This window comes from Nonomuraea sp. NPDC004702, assembly GCF_053601695.1.
The window spans coordinates 477,272-493,228 of sequence record NZ_JBSGCE010000001.1; the positions used below are offsets into that span (position 1 = coordinate 477,272).

The window sequence follows — 15,957 nt, forward strand, 5'->3', positions numbered from 1 at the left end:
GGCTTCTGCGTTGACCGGCAGGGTGAGGCCCCTGCCTGCACGAAGGAGAGAACCCATGTACTTCACCGATCGAGGGATCGAGGAGCTGGTCGATCGGCGGGGCGAGGAAGAGGTCAGCGTGCTCTGGCTGGGCGAGCGGCTGCGCGAGTTCGTCGATCTCAACCCCGAGTTCGAGACCCCGATCGAGCGGCTGGCCACCTGGCTGGCCCGCCTCGACGACGAGGACGACGACTGACGGGATTCCGCCGCCGAGACGCGATACATCTTGAGTTTTCGAGTAACGCGACATATCGTGTTCTCGTAGGAGACGTACTCGTCAAGGAGGCATACGTTCATGGAGAAGTGGACGCTGGACGCTCCCGAACAGCTCACGTTCGGGCCGGTTGAGTCACTTGACGTGCGGATCGTCGCGGGCAGGCTGGCCGTCCTGGCCAGCGAGGGGCCGCCCACGCTGGAGCTGACCGAGATCGAGTCGGCCGCGCCGCTGCTGGTCAGCTACGACCCGCTGACCAAGGAGCTGGTCGTCACCTACGAGGGCCTGACCCTGGACGGCCTGCTCGGCTGGCTGCGGCGCGACAAGCGCAGGACCAACCTCACGCTCACCGTGCCCAAGGGCTGCCGGGTGAACACGGAGGTGGTCTCGGCGTCCACGGTGCTGGCCGGGTTCGAGCGGTCCACCCGGGTCAAGAGCGTGTCCTCCGAGGTCGTCCTCGACGGCGTGAGCGGCGAGGTGAGCGCCACCACGGTCTCCGGCTCGATCGAGAGCCGGGCCATGGAGGGCGACCTGGCGCTGAAGACCGTCTCGGGCGAGCTGACCCTCGCCGACGGCAGCCCGCGCCGGCTCAAGGCCAGCACGGTGTCCGGCCGCATCACCGCCGACCTGACGCTCCGGCCCACGAGTCATGTGACGCTCAACAGCGTCTCGGGTGCCATCCTGGTGCGGGTGCCGGAGAACGTCGAGTCCGACGTCAGCATGAGGTCCACCTCCGGCAGGCTGAGCTCCACGTTCGACGGACTGTCGGCGAACAACAGCCCCGGCTCCAAGGCGCTGTCCGGACGGCTGGGAGGCGGCATGGCCTCACTGTCGGCGTACACCGTCTCGGGCGAGGTCGCGCTGCTCAAGGGAGAGAAGGAATGAGCCCTGTCTTCGGTCACGGCCGGCTCCGGCTGTACCTGCTCAAGCTGCTGGAGGAGAGCCCGCGGCACGGATACGAGGTCATCCGGCTGCTCCAGGACCGCTTCCTCGGCGTCTACTCGCCCTCGCCCGGCACGATCTACCCGCGGCTGGCCCGCCTGGAGGAGGAGGGCCTGGTCACGCACGAGGTGATCGAGGGCAAGAAGGTGTTCTCCATCACCGACAAGGGCCGCGAGGAGCTCAACGCCCGGCTCGACGAGCTTGACGACCTGGAGCAGGAGATCTCCGCCTCGGTGCGGGACATCGCCCGCGAGGTCAAGGAGGACGTCCGCGACACGGTGAAGTCGCTGCGCGACGAGCTGACCCGGATGGCCAAGGACGTGCGCACCGGCGCCCGCGACGACGCCAAGGCGCGGGCCGAGGAGCTCAAACGGCTCAAGGAGCAGCAGAAGCGGCAGTGGATGGCGCACGCCAACCAGTGGCAGGTGGAGAGCGACCGGCTGGCCGGCGAGTGGCGCCGGATCTGGTCGGACATCTGGACGACGCTCGGCGGCGACACCGTGCGCCGGACCGAGCTCGACAGCGAGCTGGGCGAACTGCTGGCCGACTTCGTGGCCCAGGCCCGCACGGAGGCCGCCGACGCCGCCCTGACCACGCAGAAGCTGCACGAGCTGCACACCGTGCTCGACGAGGCGTCCGCCCGCATCCGCGACATCCTCCGCCGCTGAGCCGCCGCCGAGCCGCCGCTGGGGCGTCGCTGGGCCGTCGCTGGGCCGTCGCTGGGCCGTCGCTGGGCCGTCGTCAGGCCGAGCGCAAGGAGCGTTGCGGGCGTCCGTGGCCGCGGGCCGCTCTGCGGGCGTGGTAGGCGACCGGCATGTAGCGCAGGCGCTCGGGCAGGCGCGCGGTCAGCATCGCCACGGCGTGCCCGAGGTGCCGCAGCCGCCGCTCGTCCCGGGCCGTCCAGCGCAGGCCGAGCTTCCTGCGCGCGGCCGGCGGCAGGGTCCCGACGGTGACGAAGTGGTTGAACTCCCCCGACCCCAGCCCCACCGGCGTCCACAGCCGGCGCAGCGGCCTCGGCAGGCCGGGCGGGGCGGGCGTGCCGCGCATGACGGCGAGCACCTCCAGCGCCGTCGGGTGCGGCTCCAGCCGTTCGGCGATCATCGTGTCGAAGTAGCGCCAGAACGCCTCCAGGTCCGCCGGCATCTCCCGCTCCGGCACGTGCAGGATCGCGCCGAGCTGCCGCGACTCGGCGTACATGCGGCGCTGCTGCTCCTCGGTGTAGGGCGTGCCGAAGTAGCGGTTGAGCGTGATGAACCGCTCGAACAGTGACAGGTGCACCCAGGCCCACGCCTCCCCGTTCAGGGCGTGGTAGGCGCGGCCGTGCTCGTCCACGCCGCTGATGGAGCGGTGCAGCTCGCGCAGCCGCCGCCCCTCGGCCAGACGCCCTCACCGCCGTAGACCCACTTCTGGACGGAGGCGAGCGTGCGGTTGAGCCGCCCCCACGGGTCGTCCTTGTACGTCGAGTGCTCCGCCACGGCCGCGCCGACCGCCGGATGCATGGTCTGGAGGACCAGCGCGCTGCCGGCCACGAGCAGGTTGCGGTATTCGCCCGCGGTGTCCCAGTGCATCGAACCCGGGCCGAACGGCTCAACGTTCATGGTGAACGCCTCCAGGGTGATACGACGTCATTCTTCCTGTATCACCCAGAAGGCGGACAAGTAACCCTTCACTTATTCAGCTGGTAAAGACGATTTTTCCGAAGATCTCCCCCCCGGCCATGGCCGCGAAGCCGTCCCGGGCCTCGGTCATCGGCAGCGTCCGGTCGATCACCGGCCGCACGCCCGTCTGCTCCAGGAACACCGCCAGCCGCTGGAGCTGGTCGCGGGTGCCCATGGTGGTGCCGACCACGGACAGCTGCAGGAAGAAGACGCGGTTGAGGTCGGCGGACGGGACCGCGCCGCTGGTGGCCCCGGAGACCACGATGCGGCCGCCCGGTCTGAGTGACTTGAGCGAATGGTCCCAGGTGGCCTGGCCGACCGTCTCCATGACCGCGTCCACCCGCTCGGGCAGCCGCGCGCCCGTCTCGAAGACCTGGTCGGCGCCCAGCTCGCGGGCCCGCTCGCGCTTGTCCTCCGACCGGCTGGTCGCCCAGACCCGGAAGCCGCCCGCGCGGCCGAGCGCGATCAGCGCGGTCGCGACGCCGCCGCCGGCGCCCTGCACCAGCACGGTCGAGCCCGGTTCGAGCCCGGCCTTGTCGAACAGCATGCGGTACGCGGTCAGCCACGCCGTGGGCAGGCAGGCGGCCTCCTCGAAGCTGAGCGCGGCCGGCTTGGGCACGAGGTTGCGCCGCGGCACGGCGACCCGCTCGGCGAACGTCCCGTCGTGCACCTCCGACAGCAGGGAGCGCCTGGGGTCGAGCGTCTCGTCCGCGCCCGTGCCGATGACGGCGTGCACGATGACGTCGTTGCCGTCCTCGTCCACGCCGGAGGCGTCGCAGCCGAGCACGATCGGCAGGCGGTCCTGCCTGATGCCCACGCCCTTGAGCGTCCACAGGTCGTGGTGGTTGAGGGCGGCGGCGCGTACCGAGACGGTCGTCCAGCCGTCGGGCGCCTTCGGGTCGGGGTGCTCACCGAGCGTCAGCCCGGCGAGCGGATTGTCGGGATCGGTCTGTGTGGCGGTTACGGCGAACATGGCCGCACCCTACTAACCGGCCCGCCGCCACCCACGACACCGCCCCGCCGCTCACCGCCGGACCGTCACCCGGATCCCCGCGAGGGCGCGGCGCCGGAACTCCTCTGGGCCGGCGACGGCGACCTCCACGTCCCCACGGCACGTCCACTCCCCCGGACGCCCGCGTCCCTCGATCACCTTCGGCAGCCGGGCCTTCCTGACGCAGTCGGGCGTGGGCGCCAGCACGACCATCTCCCGCACTCCCCCGCCGAACCAGAGCTGCGGCCCGGCCGGCCCCTCCTGGGTCACGGCCCCCGGACGGGCCAGCCGCACCGACCCCTCGCCCGACAGCACCAGGTAGCCGTCCCTGGTCACCTTGCCGTGCAGATCCCGCGCCAGGGCCGCGCGCTGTTCGAAGGTCAGCCCTTCACCCCTGTCCTGCATGGCCAGCCGCCAGCGTCCGAACGCGAAGAGCAGCACCTGCCCGCTGCCCCCGCCCGGCTGGCGCGGCCACAAGGTGACGCCGGGGCCGTAGCTCCTGATCGGCCGGCCGCCGCCGGTCACCTCGGCGACCCCGTTGTACGGCACGCTGAACTGCCGGAACCGCCCGTCGATCCACGCGCCCTGGAACGGCCGCACCCCCAGCTCGTTGAGGTCGAGGTCGGCCGGGTAGCGCACCTCGGCCTTCAGCCCGTCGGGGAAGACGACGTCGATGATCTCGTCGTGGCCCTTGGTCCTGGCCGGGATCCGCAGCGCGTTGGGGCCGTTCTCGATCGTGGTGAGCGAGCGGATGGGCGTGGTGGCGGACGGCGAGGGCGGCTCCTGCCGCGGGTCGCGGCTGAGCAGCAGGCTGACGGCCGGGATCACCAGCAGAGCCAGCACCACCGCGAGCCCGATCCACCGGCGGCGGCCGCGCCCCCCTGCCTCGATGACGTCGAACTGGTCGGACACGACGTGCCTCGCCGGGTTAGTGCGGGTTGCGCCCTTCACCCCCAGTTCAGTTGAGCGACATCCGCCCGCGCAAGCCCTCGAACCCGGCGAAGTCGCCGTACGAGGTCACAACTTCACAACCTCGGCGGGATCACCAGGTGGCCACGTTGGGTCCGTCGCCCGCGACCAGGTCGACCCGCTGCCCCACGAGCTCCCGGGACATGGCGTCGGCCAGCAGCTCCGGCTCCAGCACGTGCGCGTGCGCCCGCCCGCCGGCCGGCAGGTCGACGACGAGGATGCCCTTGTCCGGCTCGCCGTCCGGGCCGTGCGCGACCGTGTAGCCGGCCACGGTGGCGGGCCCGGCGTACGAGCCCACGACGGGCACCCCGGCCGCCGTGAACACCGGGACGGCGTCCCCGGGCGGCCCGCCGGGCTCGCTGGACCACACCGCGTACGTGTGCTTCGTCAGGTGCATCCCCACGCCGGTCACCAGCCCGTGGCCCGGCTGCGTGCGCAGCAGCCCGGCCATCGTGGCCGTCGAGTGCAGCACGTAGTCGCTGGCCGGGCCGCCGGCGTACGGCAGGCCGCCGGTGACCGTCAGGCCGCGCCGGTCGTACGGGTCGAGCCCGATCGCGTCGCACGCCTGCCGCAACGCGACGGCGAAGCAGCTGTACAGGTCGAGCGCGTCCATGTCGGCGAGGCCGAGCCCGGCGCGCCGGAAGGCGGCCTCGGCGGCGGCCCCGATCGCCTGCGACGAGCCGAGCGCCGGCCGCGCCGCCACCTCCCAGGTGTCCTCGGCGTACGCCCAGCCGCGCAGGTAGACCCGCCGCTCGTCCGGCACCCCCAGCCGGTCGGCCAGCTCCGCGCAGGCCAGGACGACGGCCGCCGCCTGGTCGACCTCCATGACCGCCACGGTGTTCCTGGTGTAAGGCCAGCCGACGAACCGGTTGCCCTTCACCAGCTCCTCGGGCGTGCGCACGGCCCGCCGCCACGCGTACGGGTTGGCCGCGGCCACCTCGGTCATCGGCGCCATCATCCGGCCCCGGTCGAGCATCTCCTCCTCGACCGTCATCCCGGCCGCCGCCCGCCGCGCGGTCTCCATGATCGCGTACGTGTGCACGGGCAGGAACAGGTCGTGCGCCAGCTCGGCGGGGTGCGGGGGCCGTTCCCAGCCGTAGGGCGGCTTGGGATCGGCGGCGTGGCTCCACGGCACGTGCTCGCCCGCCCGCCGGTAGGCCCGCCGGGTGGCCAGCGCCTCGGCCCCGGTGATCAGCGCGCAGTCCAGGTCGCCCGCCGCGATCCGGGCCGCGGCAGCGCCGATGAGGAGCTGCGGAGCCGTGCCGCTGACCTTGGAGTAGGCGGTGTGGCGCGGCGTGGCGCCCAGGCGCTCGGCCAGCCGCCCGGTGGGCGAGTCGTACTGCCAGGAGTCGGTGTGGACGATCTGGATCGAGTCGAGCCGCCCGGCGGGCAGCCGGGCGTCTTCGGCCGCCTCGCGGGCGACCGATTCCCACAGATCGAGGGGTTCCGGGCCGGGCTGTTCGCGCACGGTGCGTTGTGCGATGCCGATGAGACAGGGGGTGCGTGGATCCATACCGACATCTAACCAGAACAACATTCGGTTGATAAGCAGTGGCGTTTGATAATCAGCGTTACCGCTGGTGTCTCAGACTCTTCACTACCCTTCTGACCTGCGGAGATGCTTTTTTTGAATACATGTGATTTCGCTATTTCCATAACAAAACGGAGGCGGAGCCGACCTTTTCGCACCGCTTTCTGGCTGGCGGGTTGCGTCATTCATTAGCGTGCTCAACGTTTTCCTGGCCCACCGGGGCGCAGCACCCCGCTCTGGGCCGCCGAGAACCGAGAGGAGTTCCATGCATTCCCGAGCAAGGCGCATCGCGATCACCCTCGCCGCGCTGGTGGCCGCCGCCCTGGCCGCCGGCACGACCACCGGCGCCACGGCGGAGGCGACCTCGGCGCCCGACGTCGTGTCCAGGAACGCGGCGACCCCCGCCGAGCAGGCCATGCAGTTCTGGACGCCGGACCGCATCAAGCTCGCCACCGACCACGACGGCGCGCTCGACGTGTCGTCCAGAGGTGTCAGGGGCGGCAGGGGCGGCGACCAGACCCCCGACGGGCCGCCCGGATCGGTCCCGCCGATCGGCGGGGAGAAGGCGAAGGCGGGCAAGAGCCGGCAGGTCGACCTGCCCAACACGGTCGGCCGCGTGTTCTTCACTCTGCCCCGGACCGACCCGCGCGACCCGAAGAACTGGCGGTACTGCTCGGCCAGCTCCGTACAGGGCAAGTACCACAATCTGGTGGCGACCTCCGCCCACTGCGTCTACGACCCCCAGAAGAACACCTTCTACGACAACTGGATCTTCATCCCGTCGTACTGGGACGGCGACAACGTGTGGGAGGGCAAGGCGCCGTACGGCATCTACGCCGCCAAGACGTTCAACGCGCACGACGACTTCGTGGTGAAGGAGGACTACGACTTCGACTACGCGTTCGTCAACGTCTACAACGGCATCAAGGTGAGCTGGGAGAAGACCGGCAACCGGTGGCACTGGACCGTCAAGAACGCCGGCCGCCTCGGTGACAACGTCGGCGGCCAGGGCTTCACCTGGAACCGCAGCACGAAGCTGAACGTGTTCTCCTTCGGCTACCCGGCCGGCGGGCACCCCGACGGCGACAAGCCGTACACCGGCCGCACCATGAAGTGGTGCTACGGCAGGACGGCTCCGATGCCCGAGGCCAAGAAGTACGACCTGCAGGAGCAGATCGGCTTCAGGTGCTCCTTCACCGCCGGCGCCGGCGGCGGCCCGTTCATCTACGACTACCGGAACTCCACACGCACCGGCTACCTGGTGGGCGTGAACAGCGTCGCGTGGGACACCGACGGCAACGACCGCTACGACCACATCTCGTCGCCGTACTTCAACACCGACACCTACGACGTCTACAAGGCCGCCGCCAACCGCTGGACCGGCGACATGCCGTGATCCGGCCCGGCAGACGAGGCCCCGGATCCTCCTCGGCGGGATCCGGGGCCTTCCCCGGTCGTCGATCTCCCGGGCGTACGCCTCAGAACCGCGCCTCAGACGCGGAAGACCGGGCCCGTGGCGACGGCGAGGGCGCAGGCGTTGGGGAAGGTCTGCGAGTAGCGGTAGCGGTCGCCGTCCCAGACGCCCTCCGCCCGTACGTCCACCGGCTCGTAGTCGGCGGTGCAGGAGACCCCCGTACGACCGCTCAGACGGGCCGGGTTCCCGCCCACCTGTTCGAGAGCGGAACAGGCCGCGACCTGCCCCGGCGCGACCCGGCCGGGGGTGCACTCCAGCACGCCCTGCCGATCTCCGACGCTGATCCGGAAAAGCCTTTGGTCCTTGTGCGACGTCCGGACATCGGGCGGCCCGGTCGTGGCGTTCGCCACTGGAGCGGCGGCGAATGCGGCGCAGGAAAGCGCGATGATGCAGAGAATTCGGTGCATAGGCGCAGCCTCTATCAGCCCTCTGACCTGGGGCAACGACCGACACGCGTGATCATTTACGCGTATCGGGAGGGATCGGCTGATGGTGTCCTTATCGCACACGGTGCACTCTTGATCAGGTAACGAATCTCTATCCGGGCTGCAATACAGGCAGTTGATCTGGAAAAATCCACCCTTACGACCCCAAGAAAGGCATTTCATGATCTCCCGGGCCAGGCAACTGGCGGCGGCCGCCCTGGGCGGCGCGCTGCTGTTGCTGCCTGCCTTCACGGGGATCGCGAACGCCGCGCCGGCGAGCCGGGTCTTCGGCGTCACGCTGGCCAAGACCGCCGCCGACATGAAGAAGGTCGCCGACTACTGGCGTCCCGACCAGCTCAAGCAGGCCGACAGCTACAGCCCCGCCACGCCGGGCGCGCAGGCCGCCCCGACGTCCTCGGCCGGCGCCGCCTCCGGGCCCGCCTCGCCCGTGACGGCGGTGCGCCGGACGTCCGCGACGCAGGGCATCGCGCCCGTGCAGCCCAAGCAGGGGGGCACCGGCAAGACCATGGGCAAGGTCTTCTTCAAGTTCGGCGCCAAGCAGTACTGGTGCTCGGCCAGCGCAGTCGCCGCCCGCAACCGCAGCGTCGTGGCCACGGCCGGCCACTGCGCGTACGACTCCCGCCAGGCCAAGGCCGCCGAATACTGGATCTTCGTCCCCAACCCCGGGCCCAACGGCGAGACGCCCGACGGGATCTACGTGGGCGCCGCGCTCAGCATGCACGAGGACTGGTCCGGCAAGGGCGACTACGACTTCGACTACGCGTTCGTGACCGTGCACCGCGGGTTCGTCTGGGAGCAGGCCAAGGACGGCACGTACACGATGAAGGACGTCGGCCGCCTCCAGGACAACGTGGGCGGCCAGGGGCTGGAGATCAACAGGAAGCCGGCGGCCGCCACCATGACGGCGTTCGGCTTCCCGGCCGGCGTCCAGCCCGACGGCAGCCGTCCGTTCGACGGCAAGACGCTGCGGACGTGCCAGGGCAGCGTCACGTACTGGACCGTGGCTCCCGCGCTCGACCTGCAGAAGGGCGTCCGGCTCCAGCCGTGCGCCTTCAGCCCCGGCGCCAGCGGCGGTCCCTGGCTGGTCGAGTACGACGCGGCCCGCGGGCTCGGCAACCTGAACGGCGTCAACAGCCTGACCTGGAACAGGGATGCCAAGGGCGCCTACGACGCGGTGTCGTCGCCGTACTTCGACACGACCACCGCGGAGGTCTACCGACGCGCCGCCGCACTCACCACGCCGGGAAATGTGACGTAAGTCACATGCAACCAGGTGATCACAAGACGTGATCAGCCGATCCATTGATCTCGGTACGGTAACGGCGCTGGGTGGGAGCGCTGACTTGATCTACCGAAAATTTCCATTCGCCCTGTCAGCGTTATAGGTTCCGGGTCGTCCGTTTGCTGAATTTCGGGGTGCAAGAGGCGCCTCCTGTCAGCGCAACCTGGAGTTACCTTGAAGCGAATCCTCCTCCCCGTCGGCGGCGCGGTCGTGGCGACCGGCCTTCTGGCCGCCGGGCTCTCCGCCACCGCCCAGGCCGACGGCGGTGTCTCCAACGACCCGATGGCCGGCAGCAACTCCCAGGCCGCCTCGATCGCCTCCTTCTGGATCGCCTCCAACGGCGCCGCCCTCCGCCAGGCCACGCAGTACACCTGGGACTCCAAGGAAGTGCGGAAGGTCGTCTCCAAGGGCGGCTACGACCCCGACGGCCGTCCCGGCATGACCGCGCCGACCGGCGCTCAGAAGGGCGGCGCGTCCCAGAACGTGAACCTGCCCAAGAGCATCGGCAAGGTCTTCTTCGTCGACGGCTCCGGCAAGTTCCGCTGGTGCTCGGCCACCTCCATCCAGTCGGGCAACCGCAACCTGGTCGCCACCGCCGGCCACTGCGTGTACGACACGGACAGCAACAGCGACACGCTGTCCAACTGGGTCTTCGTCCCGGGCTACTACCAGGGCAAGGCCCCCTGGGGCATCTACGTGGGCAAGCAGGCCTTCACCCACTACGACTTCGACAACTACGAGGACTACGACCGCGACTACGCGTTCGTCACCGTCTACAACGGCATCCAGTTCGACGGCGTGAAGCAGGTGGACCGCAAGGACTTCGAGCGCTTCAGCGGCCCGAAGCGCGCCTGGGGCGGCCACTACTACATCCTGCTGTCCAAGGACGCCGGCCGGCTCGGCGACGCCGTGGGCGGCCAGGGCTTCGCCTGGAACCAGCCGACGGGCAAGTTCGTCCGCACCTTCGGCTACCCGGCGGCCCCGCACCCCGACGGCAACAAGCCGTACAGCGGTGTCACGCCGAAGCACTGCTACGGCAAGACGACGGCCAAGACCGTGGGCGCGTCCTGGCTCAAGATCGAGGAGCACGTCGGCCTGAAGTGCGCCGTCACCCCCGGCTACGACGGCGGGCCGTGGCTGCTGAACTACAGCAACGCCAAGCGCCTCGGCTACGTGAACGGTGTCACCAGCACCTTCGCCGACCAGGACGGCAACGACCGCATCGACTACATCACCTCGCCCTACTTCGACGGCGAGACGGCGGCCGTGTACAAGGCGGCCACCAACTTCCCGTCGGGGAAGATCGTGGGGCCTAACGGGGAGCTCTACAAGTAAGCCCTCACCAGGGGAGAGAGGGCCCCGGCGTTGCTCCTTGCCGCCGGGGCCCTCACCTGTCCACCCACCGATTCGCCTCCCCCCAGGAAAGGCGCTCCGCGCCCACAAGGCCCCCATCCGGGTTCCAGCCAGAAAGCCGTGCCCACAGCTCGCTCGGCCCCGTCAATCGACTTCCCAGGAAAGCGCTCCGCGCCCACAAGGGCTCAGACCCTTCCCGATCAGGCGCCTACCGGCGCACCCCACGCGCCTGCGGCGCCATGGAACTCCCGCTCTCACCGCCCACCCCACCGCGGACGGCATGCCCCACCCGCGTTCCTGACACTCCCACTGGAAGCTCGCTGGGCATCCGTCGCCGGCAGGGCTTCTTGGGAGCCCATGTCCGATGAACCCGCCCCGGCCACAACCGTCCTTGTGCTGCCTGTCGAATCCGCAGCGTTTCGGGGCGTGATTCGCCAGCCCTTGTGGCGCAAGATGTCGGTATGACCGAGGATCAGGACGAGCCCGCGACCGCTCCCGCCACGACGGCACCGGAGGTCACGATCACCCTCGACCCCCACGTCAAGGCGTACGTCGACCGAGCGATCGAGGACGGTGAGTTCGCATCCGTGTCCGCGGCCTTCAACGAGGCGATGCTGGAACGCATGCGCCGCCGCCCCCGCGTCCGCAGCTGGTGACCGCGAAGGGCAGAACAAGCGGGCCGGACGCACGGCCGACCCGCTGACTACCGGACGGTGGCGCGATCGCCCGCCGGAGCCGTCACCGGCGAATGAGCGGCCAGACAGCCCGCCAGCGCCCCGGTGTCGTCCGGCCCCCCGGTGTACGTGGGCGCCCCCTCCGCCTTGACGTCGTACCGGTTGACGAGCGCGACCTGCGCACCTGTATCGACTCCAGCTGGGCGTCGCCCGCAGCAACGCCCGGTGGACGATCCGACGCTTGACGGGCACGACCTCCCGGCGCCGACGAGGCGGCTGGCCGTGCCCCCAGAGCGAGCATCCAGCGCCACGCCCACTTACGCGGAACCACGCGACACGAACGTCCCCCGCCCATGGACGACGACCAGCAGGCCGCGTTCCGCCAGATCCTTGACCGCGCGCCGGACCGTCACCCGGGAGACGCCATACTGGCTCGCCAGCTCCAGCTCGGCGGGCAGCTTGGCGCCGGGGGCCAGCAGGCCGGAGGCGATGTCGGCCTCGACGTCCTCGGCCAGTTGCCGCCACACCAGGTTCGGCCCGACATGGTCGATGCGGTCGCTTTTGTCCACCAAGGCCATAGAAAAACGCTAAGGGACGCAGAACCTACGAGGACAAGTGACTACCTCATCCAAGGTATGGAGAGGTCCTATCATGTCTAGTGCTTGTATCTTCCAAGCGATCCCCCCGCGGGCCGCTGACGAGACGAAAGGAAGCACTCATGACAGACCTGTACCGCGGCAACCTCGATGACGTGCCCTTCACCCAACTTCGCGGCGACGGCCCACCGGGCGACCACGTGGAGACCTGCGTCCTGATCGCGCAGATCCCCGGCATCGACGACGCCTACGCACTCCGCGACTCCAAGAACCCCGACGCCGGAACGCTCCGCTTCACCGGCACCGAGCTGCGCGCCGCGGGAATCGCCACCATCTAGCAGAGACCGAGACAGCCGCCCCTGCCCGAAATCAAGGCCCAAGGACCGAAACGAGCAGGGGCGGCCCCGCCGACCACAGGGGAGCACCATGCACTGGCACGCCTACCTGTGGACCGGCAACGGCGCCGAGCGCGGGAGAGAGGCCGAACGCCGCGCCGGCTCCCCCGACTTCCCCACCTCGCCGCTGCCCCCGATGCGTACGGGCGACTGGCTGGCCAAGCCGGCGGCGCGCGTCGTGGCCACGTTCGAGATCCCCGAACCGGCGACCAAGTGGCTGGCGGCCGAGTACGGGAAGACGCGCGACCAGCTCCAACCGCCCGAGGGGATCCCTCTCGGGGAACGACTGGCAACGATCGGCGTGATCTGCTGCCCGAACCGGCACGTCTCCCATTCATGCCCGATCAACCGCCCCCACGGACGAAGGCCCCCTTCAGCCCCATAGCACCCGATGTCTAGCATGGGCCCCATGCTGATCGACGCGGTGACCGAGATCCTTCGCGAGACCGCCGAGATCGCGATCCTCCCCCGGTTCCGCTCCCTCGCCGCCGGTGACGTCTCGGAGAAGACACCGGGCGAAGTGGTCACCGTGGCCGACCGCGAGGCCGAGGAGCTGATCAGCCGCCGCCTCCGCGACCTCCTGGACGCCCCCGTGGTCGGCGAGGAGGCGGCCTCCGCCGACCCCGCGCTCCTGTCCGCCCTGCACGACGCCCCCACCGCCTGGCTGGTCGACCCCCTGGACGGCACGGCCAACTTCGTCGCGGGCCGCCCCGAGTACGCGGTGATGGCAGCCCTGGTCCGGTCGGGCCAGACGGTCGCGTCCTGGATCGTGCGGCCGGCCGAGGACGACGTCTACGTCGCCGAGCTCGGCTCCGGAGCCTGGCGGAACGGCATCCCCGTCCACCGCGCCGCGCCTCCCGCCGACCCCGCCCGGCTGCGCGGCGCCGTCCTCACCCGCTTCCTGGACGACGACGCCAAGGCCCACGTGGCGGCAGCCGAACCCCGCTTCGCCGCCCTCACCCCGGGGACGAAGTGCGCCGGCGTGGACTATCCCCGCCTCCTGAACGGCGACCAGGACTTCCTGCTGTTCCACCGGACGCTCCCCTGGGACCACGCGCCGGGCGTCCTGCTGCTGACGGAGGCCGGCGGCGCCGCCCGCCACCTCGACGCCACCCCGTACAGCCCGTCCGTCCCCAGACCGGGCCTGCTCAACGCAGCCGACGCGGCTTCCTGGCGAACGGTCCGCACCATCCTTCTCCCCTGACACCTGGGGGTCGCGGCTGCCGCCGCCCCCGCTTCGCCATGCCCAAAAACGACAAACACCCCAAACAGCCACATAGCACGCAGGGCGTGTTGGGTCCGAGCCCCCTACGAAATCGGGCAGATTGTCGAAACCTGAGGGATCCTGAGCCGAACCTGAAGATCACCTGTGAGTGGCGGGCCGATTTAGACGGATGGGGCCCCAATCTGGTTCCTGTGATCTGGATCACATTCATGCGATCACACAGCGCGACGACCGGCTAACGGAACTTTCGTCCCGACCGTCAAATCCCCTACAGGTCCAGCGAAAACATCACCTTCCGGTAACGTCACGCCAAAGCCTCTGACAGATAACAGCACGATAACGGCGGAAACGCCCCTTACCGATCCCTCCAGAACGGCTTTCACCTGCGGAGATCACTGGCTATGTTCCTTGCTATCCCTTTACTGACGCATGGGACGCATGTTGCGACCCACGACAGACCAAGGAGCAGTTCCCTTGAAGCGCATCCTCATCCCCGCCGGTGGCGCCATCCTGGCTACCGGCCTCCTGGCCGCCGGCCTCGCCGGTACGGCCTCGGCCGACAGCGACATCTCCACCGACGCGATGGCGGCGAGCGCGGCCAACGCGAAGGCGATCGCCGGTTTCTGGGCCGAGAACAACGGTGCCGCCCTCCGGGCCGCCACCGAGTCCAACGTCTGGGACAAGGCGGACGTCGCCAAGCTGCAGAGCAAGGGCGGCTACAGCGCCGACACCAAGCCGGGCACCACTGCCCCGATTGGTGAGGAGAAGAAGACCACCGCCAAGACGCAGAACGTCAACATGCCGAAGACCATCGGCAAGGTGTTCTTCGTCAACGGCAAGGGCGAGAAGAAGTGGTGCTCCGCCACCTCGCTCCAGTCGAAGTACCGCAACCTGGTCGCCACGGCCGGTCACTGCGTCTACGACACCGGCGCCAACGCCGACGTCATGTCCAAGTGGGTCTTCGTCCCCGGTTACTACCAGGGCAAGGCTCCGTGGGGCATCTACGTGGGCAAGCAGGCCTTCACCCACTACGACTTCGACGTGTACGAGGACTACGACCGCGACTACGCGTTCGTGACCGTGTACAACGGCGTCTCCCTCTCGACCAGCGCGGTCCAGGAGAAGCAGGTCCTCAAGTCGGAGTTCGACAAGTTCGAGGGCAAGAAGGACGTCAAGTCCACCGAGCTCAAGGACATCCCCGGCGGCAAGACCGCCGAGCAGCAGTACAAGGAGGGCCTGGACAAGTACGGCCCCAACGGTGGCTTCCGTGCCGAGACCACCACGACCGAGGAGGCCTCCGGCGGTAACTTCACCGACGCGATCCCCACGGTCGACAAGGTCGAGGTGACCGAGGGCCAGTACAACGCCGCCCCCGCCGCCAACGAGAACCCCCGCCTGTGGAAGAACGGCGACAAGGGTGCCATCAAGAACACCCCGCTCACCGAGGCTCAGTACAAGCAGAAGCTTGACGAGAAGGCTGCGGGCAAGGTTCTCGGCAAGGTCTACAAGGACGCCCAGGGCGACTACTGGCTGACCCAGTACTACGTCGTCCAGTGGTACAAGGTCACCAAGACGACCCGGTACTACCACGACTCGTTCTTCATCTACACCGGTGGAGACGTCGCGGCCAAGGACGCCGGTCGCCTCGGCGACAACGTCGGCGGCCAGGGCTTCGCCTGGAACCAGCCCACGGGCAAGTACGTCCGCGTGTTCGGCTACCCGGCCGCGCCGCACCCCGACGGCCACAAGAACTACACCGGCATCACGCCGAAGTGGTGCTACGGCAAGACCACCAAGAAGCTGGTCGGTTCGGCCGCCAAGAAGATCGAGGAGCACGTGGCGCTCAAGTGCGCCATGACCGAGGGCGCCGACGGTGGTCCTTGGCTCCTCAACTACAGCAACTCCAAGCGCCTCGGTTACGTGAACGGTGTCACCAGCACCTTCAACGACCAGGACGGCAACAACCGCGTGGACTACATCTCCTCGCCGTACTTCGACGGTGAGACGAACGTCGTCTACAAGGCCGCTGCCAACGTTTGGTCCGGCAAGATCGTCTGATTGACGGCTTCCGACGGGCGGTCCTGACCGCTCGTACGAACCGTCAGCAACCGAAGGGCTCGGCATCCGCCGGGCCCTTCGGCCTTTCCGGGCCGGAAAGTGAAGGCGTT

Annotated in this window: 18 protein-coding genes; 11 read left to right on the plus strand and 7 right to left on the minus strand. The window is 69.4% G+C overall.

The window, feature by feature from the left end:
- Positions 1 to 55: 55 nt before the first annotated feature.
- The 3 genes from ACWEJ6_RS02280 to ACWEJ6_RS02290 all read left to right on the plus strand — a co-directional run bounded on the left by ACWEJ6_RS02280 (position 56) and on the right by ACWEJ6_RS02290 (position 1,863).
- Positions 56 to 235: a DUF6104 family protein gene (locus tag ACWEJ6_RS02280; protein ID WP_352323532.1), complete on the plus strand. Its 180-nt coding sequence runs from the start codon at positions 56 to 58 to the stop codon at positions 233 to 235.
- 99 nt (positions 236 to 334) lie between these two features.
- On the plus strand, positions 335 to 1,138 hold the full coding sequence (locus ACWEJ6_RS02285) for a DUF4097 family beta strand repeat-containing protein (protein ID WP_364330797.1): 804 nt from the start codon (positions 335 to 337) through the stop codon (positions 1,136 to 1,138).
- Positions 1,135 to 1,863, plus strand: coding sequence for a PadR family transcriptional regulator (locus tag ACWEJ6_RS02290; protein ID WP_358288920.1), 729 nt, complete (start codon positions 1,135 to 1,137; stop codon positions 1,861 to 1,863). Before ACWEJ6_RS02285 ends, ACWEJ6_RS02290 begins: the two co-directional genes overlap by 4 nt.
- A 73-nt stretch (positions 1,864 to 1,936) precedes the next feature.
- Here ACWEJ6_RS02290 and ACWEJ6_RS02295 read toward each other — a convergent pair whose 3' ends face one another.
- The 5 genes from ACWEJ6_RS02295 to ACWEJ6_RS02315 all read right to left on the minus strand — a co-directional run bounded on the left by ACWEJ6_RS02295 (position 1,937) and on the right by ACWEJ6_RS02315 (position 6,326).
- A complete protein-coding gene (locus ACWEJ6_RS02295; RefSeq protein ID WP_452420665.1) occupies positions 1,937 to 2,527 on the minus strand; it encodes an oxygenase MpaB family protein in 591 nt (196 codons plus the stop codon).
- Positions 2,494 to 2,793 (minus strand): oxygenase MpaB family protein, encoded by a 300-nt coding sequence (locus ACWEJ6_RS02300; protein ID WP_452420667.1) that lies wholly within the window; start codon positions 2,791 to 2,793, stop codon positions 2,494 to 2,496. Before ACWEJ6_RS02300 ends, ACWEJ6_RS02295 begins: the two co-directional genes overlap by 34 nt.
- Positions 2,794 to 2,869: 76 nt before the next feature.
- Complete coding sequence (locus ACWEJ6_RS02305) at positions 2,870 to 3,826, minus strand: zinc-binding dehydrogenase (protein ID WP_452420668.1); 957 nt, start codon at positions 3,824 to 3,826, stop codon at positions 2,870 to 2,872.
- Positions 3,827 to 3,877: 51 nt separating this feature from the next.
- Positions 3,878 to 4,756, minus strand: coding sequence for a hypothetical protein (locus ACWEJ6_RS02310; RefSeq protein WP_452420670.1), 879 nt, complete (start codon positions 4,754 to 4,756; stop codon positions 3,878 to 3,880).
- A gap of 130 nt (positions 4,757 to 4,886) precedes the next feature.
- The gene (locus ACWEJ6_RS02315) at positions 4,887 to 6,326 is read right to left on the minus strand and encodes an acetyl-CoA synthetase (protein ID WP_452420672.1); all 1,440 of its coding nucleotides are present in this window, start codon (positions 6,324 to 6,326) and stop codon (positions 4,887 to 4,889) included.
- Between the two features lie 283 nt (positions 6,327 to 6,609).
- Between ACWEJ6_RS02315 and ACWEJ6_RS02320 the strand changes: the two genes are divergently transcribed.
- Positions 6,610 to 7,740 (plus strand): trypsin-like serine peptidase, encoded by a 1,131-nt coding sequence (locus ACWEJ6_RS02320; RefSeq protein WP_452420674.1) that lies wholly within the window; start codon positions 6,610 to 6,612, stop codon positions 7,738 to 7,740.
- Between the two features lie 95 nt (positions 7,741 to 7,835).
- Here the strand turns inward: ACWEJ6_RS02320 and ACWEJ6_RS02325 are convergent, their stop codons facing one another.
- Entirely contained in the window at positions 7,836 to 8,078 is a 243-nt protein-coding gene (locus ACWEJ6_RS02325; RefSeq protein ID WP_352323540.1) for an SSI family serine proteinase inhibitor, read from the minus strand.
- A 346-nt stretch (positions 8,079 to 8,424) separates the two neighbouring features.
- Between ACWEJ6_RS02325 and ACWEJ6_RS02330 the strand changes: the two genes are divergently transcribed.
- The 3 genes from ACWEJ6_RS02330 to ACWEJ6_RS02340 all read left to right on the plus strand — a co-directional run bounded on the left by ACWEJ6_RS02330 (position 8,425) and on the right by ACWEJ6_RS02340 (position 11,555).
- Positions 8,425 to 9,522 carry a trypsin-like serine peptidase gene (locus ACWEJ6_RS02330; protein WP_452420676.1) on the plus strand — a complete coding sequence of 366 codons (1,098 nt, stop codon included), beginning with the start codon at positions 8,425 to 8,427 and terminating at the stop codon, positions 9,520 to 9,522.
- A 198-nt stretch (positions 9,523 to 9,720) separates the two neighbouring features.
- The gene (locus ACWEJ6_RS02335; protein ID WP_358288941.1) at positions 9,721 to 10,881 is read left to right on the plus strand and encodes a trypsin-like serine peptidase; all 1,161 of its coding nucleotides are present in this window, start codon (positions 9,721 to 9,723) and stop codon (positions 10,879 to 10,881) included.
- A 479-nt stretch (positions 10,882 to 11,360) separates the two neighbouring features.
- Entirely contained in the window at positions 11,361 to 11,555 is a 195-nt protein-coding gene (locus tag ACWEJ6_RS02340; RefSeq protein ID WP_387671240.1) for a hypothetical protein, read from the plus strand.
- A 335-nt stretch (positions 11,556 to 11,890) separates the two neighbouring features.
- On the opposite strand, the gene ACWEJ6_RS02345 is transcribed toward ACWEJ6_RS02340, so the two are convergent.
- Positions 11,891 to 12,151 carry a GntR family transcriptional regulator gene (locus tag ACWEJ6_RS02345; RefSeq protein WP_364330826.1) on the minus strand — a complete coding sequence of 87 codons (261 nt, stop codon included), beginning with the start codon at positions 12,149 to 12,151 and terminating at the stop codon, positions 11,891 to 11,893.
- 140 nt (positions 12,152 to 12,291) lie between these two features.
- Between ACWEJ6_RS02345 and ACWEJ6_RS02350 the strand changes: the two genes are divergently transcribed.
- From ACWEJ6_RS02350 to ACWEJ6_RS02365, 4 genes are all read left to right on the plus strand, one after another.
- A complete protein-coding gene (locus ACWEJ6_RS02350) occupies positions 12,292 to 12,507 on the plus strand; it encodes a DUF397 domain-containing protein (RefSeq protein WP_449915871.1) in 216 nt (71 codons plus the stop codon).
- An 88-nt stretch (positions 12,508 to 12,595) separates the two neighbouring features.
- On the plus strand, positions 12,596 to 12,949 hold the full coding sequence (locus ACWEJ6_RS02355; RefSeq protein ID WP_452420679.1) for a hypothetical protein: 354 nt from the start codon (positions 12,596 to 12,598) through the stop codon (positions 12,947 to 12,949).
- A gap of 24 nt (positions 12,950 to 12,973) precedes the next feature.
- Positions 12,974 to 13,768 carry an inositol monophosphatase family protein gene (locus ACWEJ6_RS02360; protein ID WP_387671243.1) on the plus strand — a complete coding sequence of 265 codons (795 nt, stop codon included), beginning with the start codon at positions 12,974 to 12,976 and terminating at the stop codon, positions 13,766 to 13,768.
- Positions 13,769 to 14,263: 495 nt separating this feature from the next.
- Positions 14,264 to 15,847, plus strand: coding sequence for a trypsin-like serine peptidase (locus ACWEJ6_RS02365; protein WP_387671245.1), 1,584 nt, complete (start codon positions 14,264 to 14,266; stop codon positions 15,845 to 15,847).
- Positions 15,848 to 15,957: the final 110 nt, after the last annotated feature.

Coding starts and splice junctions, on each gene's coding strand:
- ACWEJ6_RS02355 (WP_452420679.1), top strand. CDS start 12,596: ATGCACTGGCACGCCTACCTGTGGACCGGCAACGGCGCCGAGCGCGGG.
- ACWEJ6_RS02290 (WP_358288920.1), top strand. CDS start 1,135: ATGAGCCCTGTCTTCGGTCACGGCCGGCTCCGGCTGTACCTGCTCAAG.
- ACWEJ6_RS02280 (WP_352323532.1), top strand. CDS start 56: ATGTACTTCACCGATCGAGGGATCGAGGAGCTGGTCGATCGGCGGGGC.
- ACWEJ6_RS02315 (WP_452420672.1), bottom strand. CDS start 6,326: ATGGATCCACGCACCCCCTGTCTCATCGGCATCGCACAACGCACCGTG.
- ACWEJ6_RS02345 (WP_364330826.1), bottom strand. CDS start 12,151: ATGGCCTTGGTGGACAAAAGCGACCGCATCGACCATGTCGGGCCGAAC.
- ACWEJ6_RS02330 (WP_452420676.1), top strand. CDS start 8,425: ATGATCTCCCGGGCCAGGCAACTGGCGGCGGCCGCCCTGGGCGGCGCG.
- ACWEJ6_RS02320 (WP_452420674.1), top strand. CDS start 6,610: ATGCATTCCCGAGCAAGGCGCATCGCGATCACCCTCGCCGCGCTGGTG.
- ACWEJ6_RS02300 (WP_452420667.1), bottom strand. CDS start 2,793: ATGAACGTTGAGCCGTTCGGCCCGGGTTCGATGCACTGGGACACCGCG.
- ACWEJ6_RS02360 (WP_387671243.1), top strand. CDS start 12,974: ATGCTGATCGACGCGGTGACCGAGATCCTTCGCGAGACCGCCGAGATC.
- ACWEJ6_RS02305 (WP_452420668.1), bottom strand. CDS start 3,826: ATGTTCGCCGTAACCGCCACACAGACCGATCCCGACAATCCGCTCGCC.
- ACWEJ6_RS02350 (WP_449915871.1), top strand. CDS start 12,292: ATGACAGACCTGTACCGCGGCAACCTCGATGACGTGCCCTTCACCCAA.
- ACWEJ6_RS02340 (WP_387671240.1), top strand. CDS start 11,361: ATGACCGAGGATCAGGACGAGCCCGCGACCGCTCCCGCCACGACGGCA.
- ACWEJ6_RS02285 (WP_364330797.1), top strand. CDS start 335: ATGGAGAAGTGGACGCTGGACGCTCCCGAACAGCTCACGTTCGGGCCG.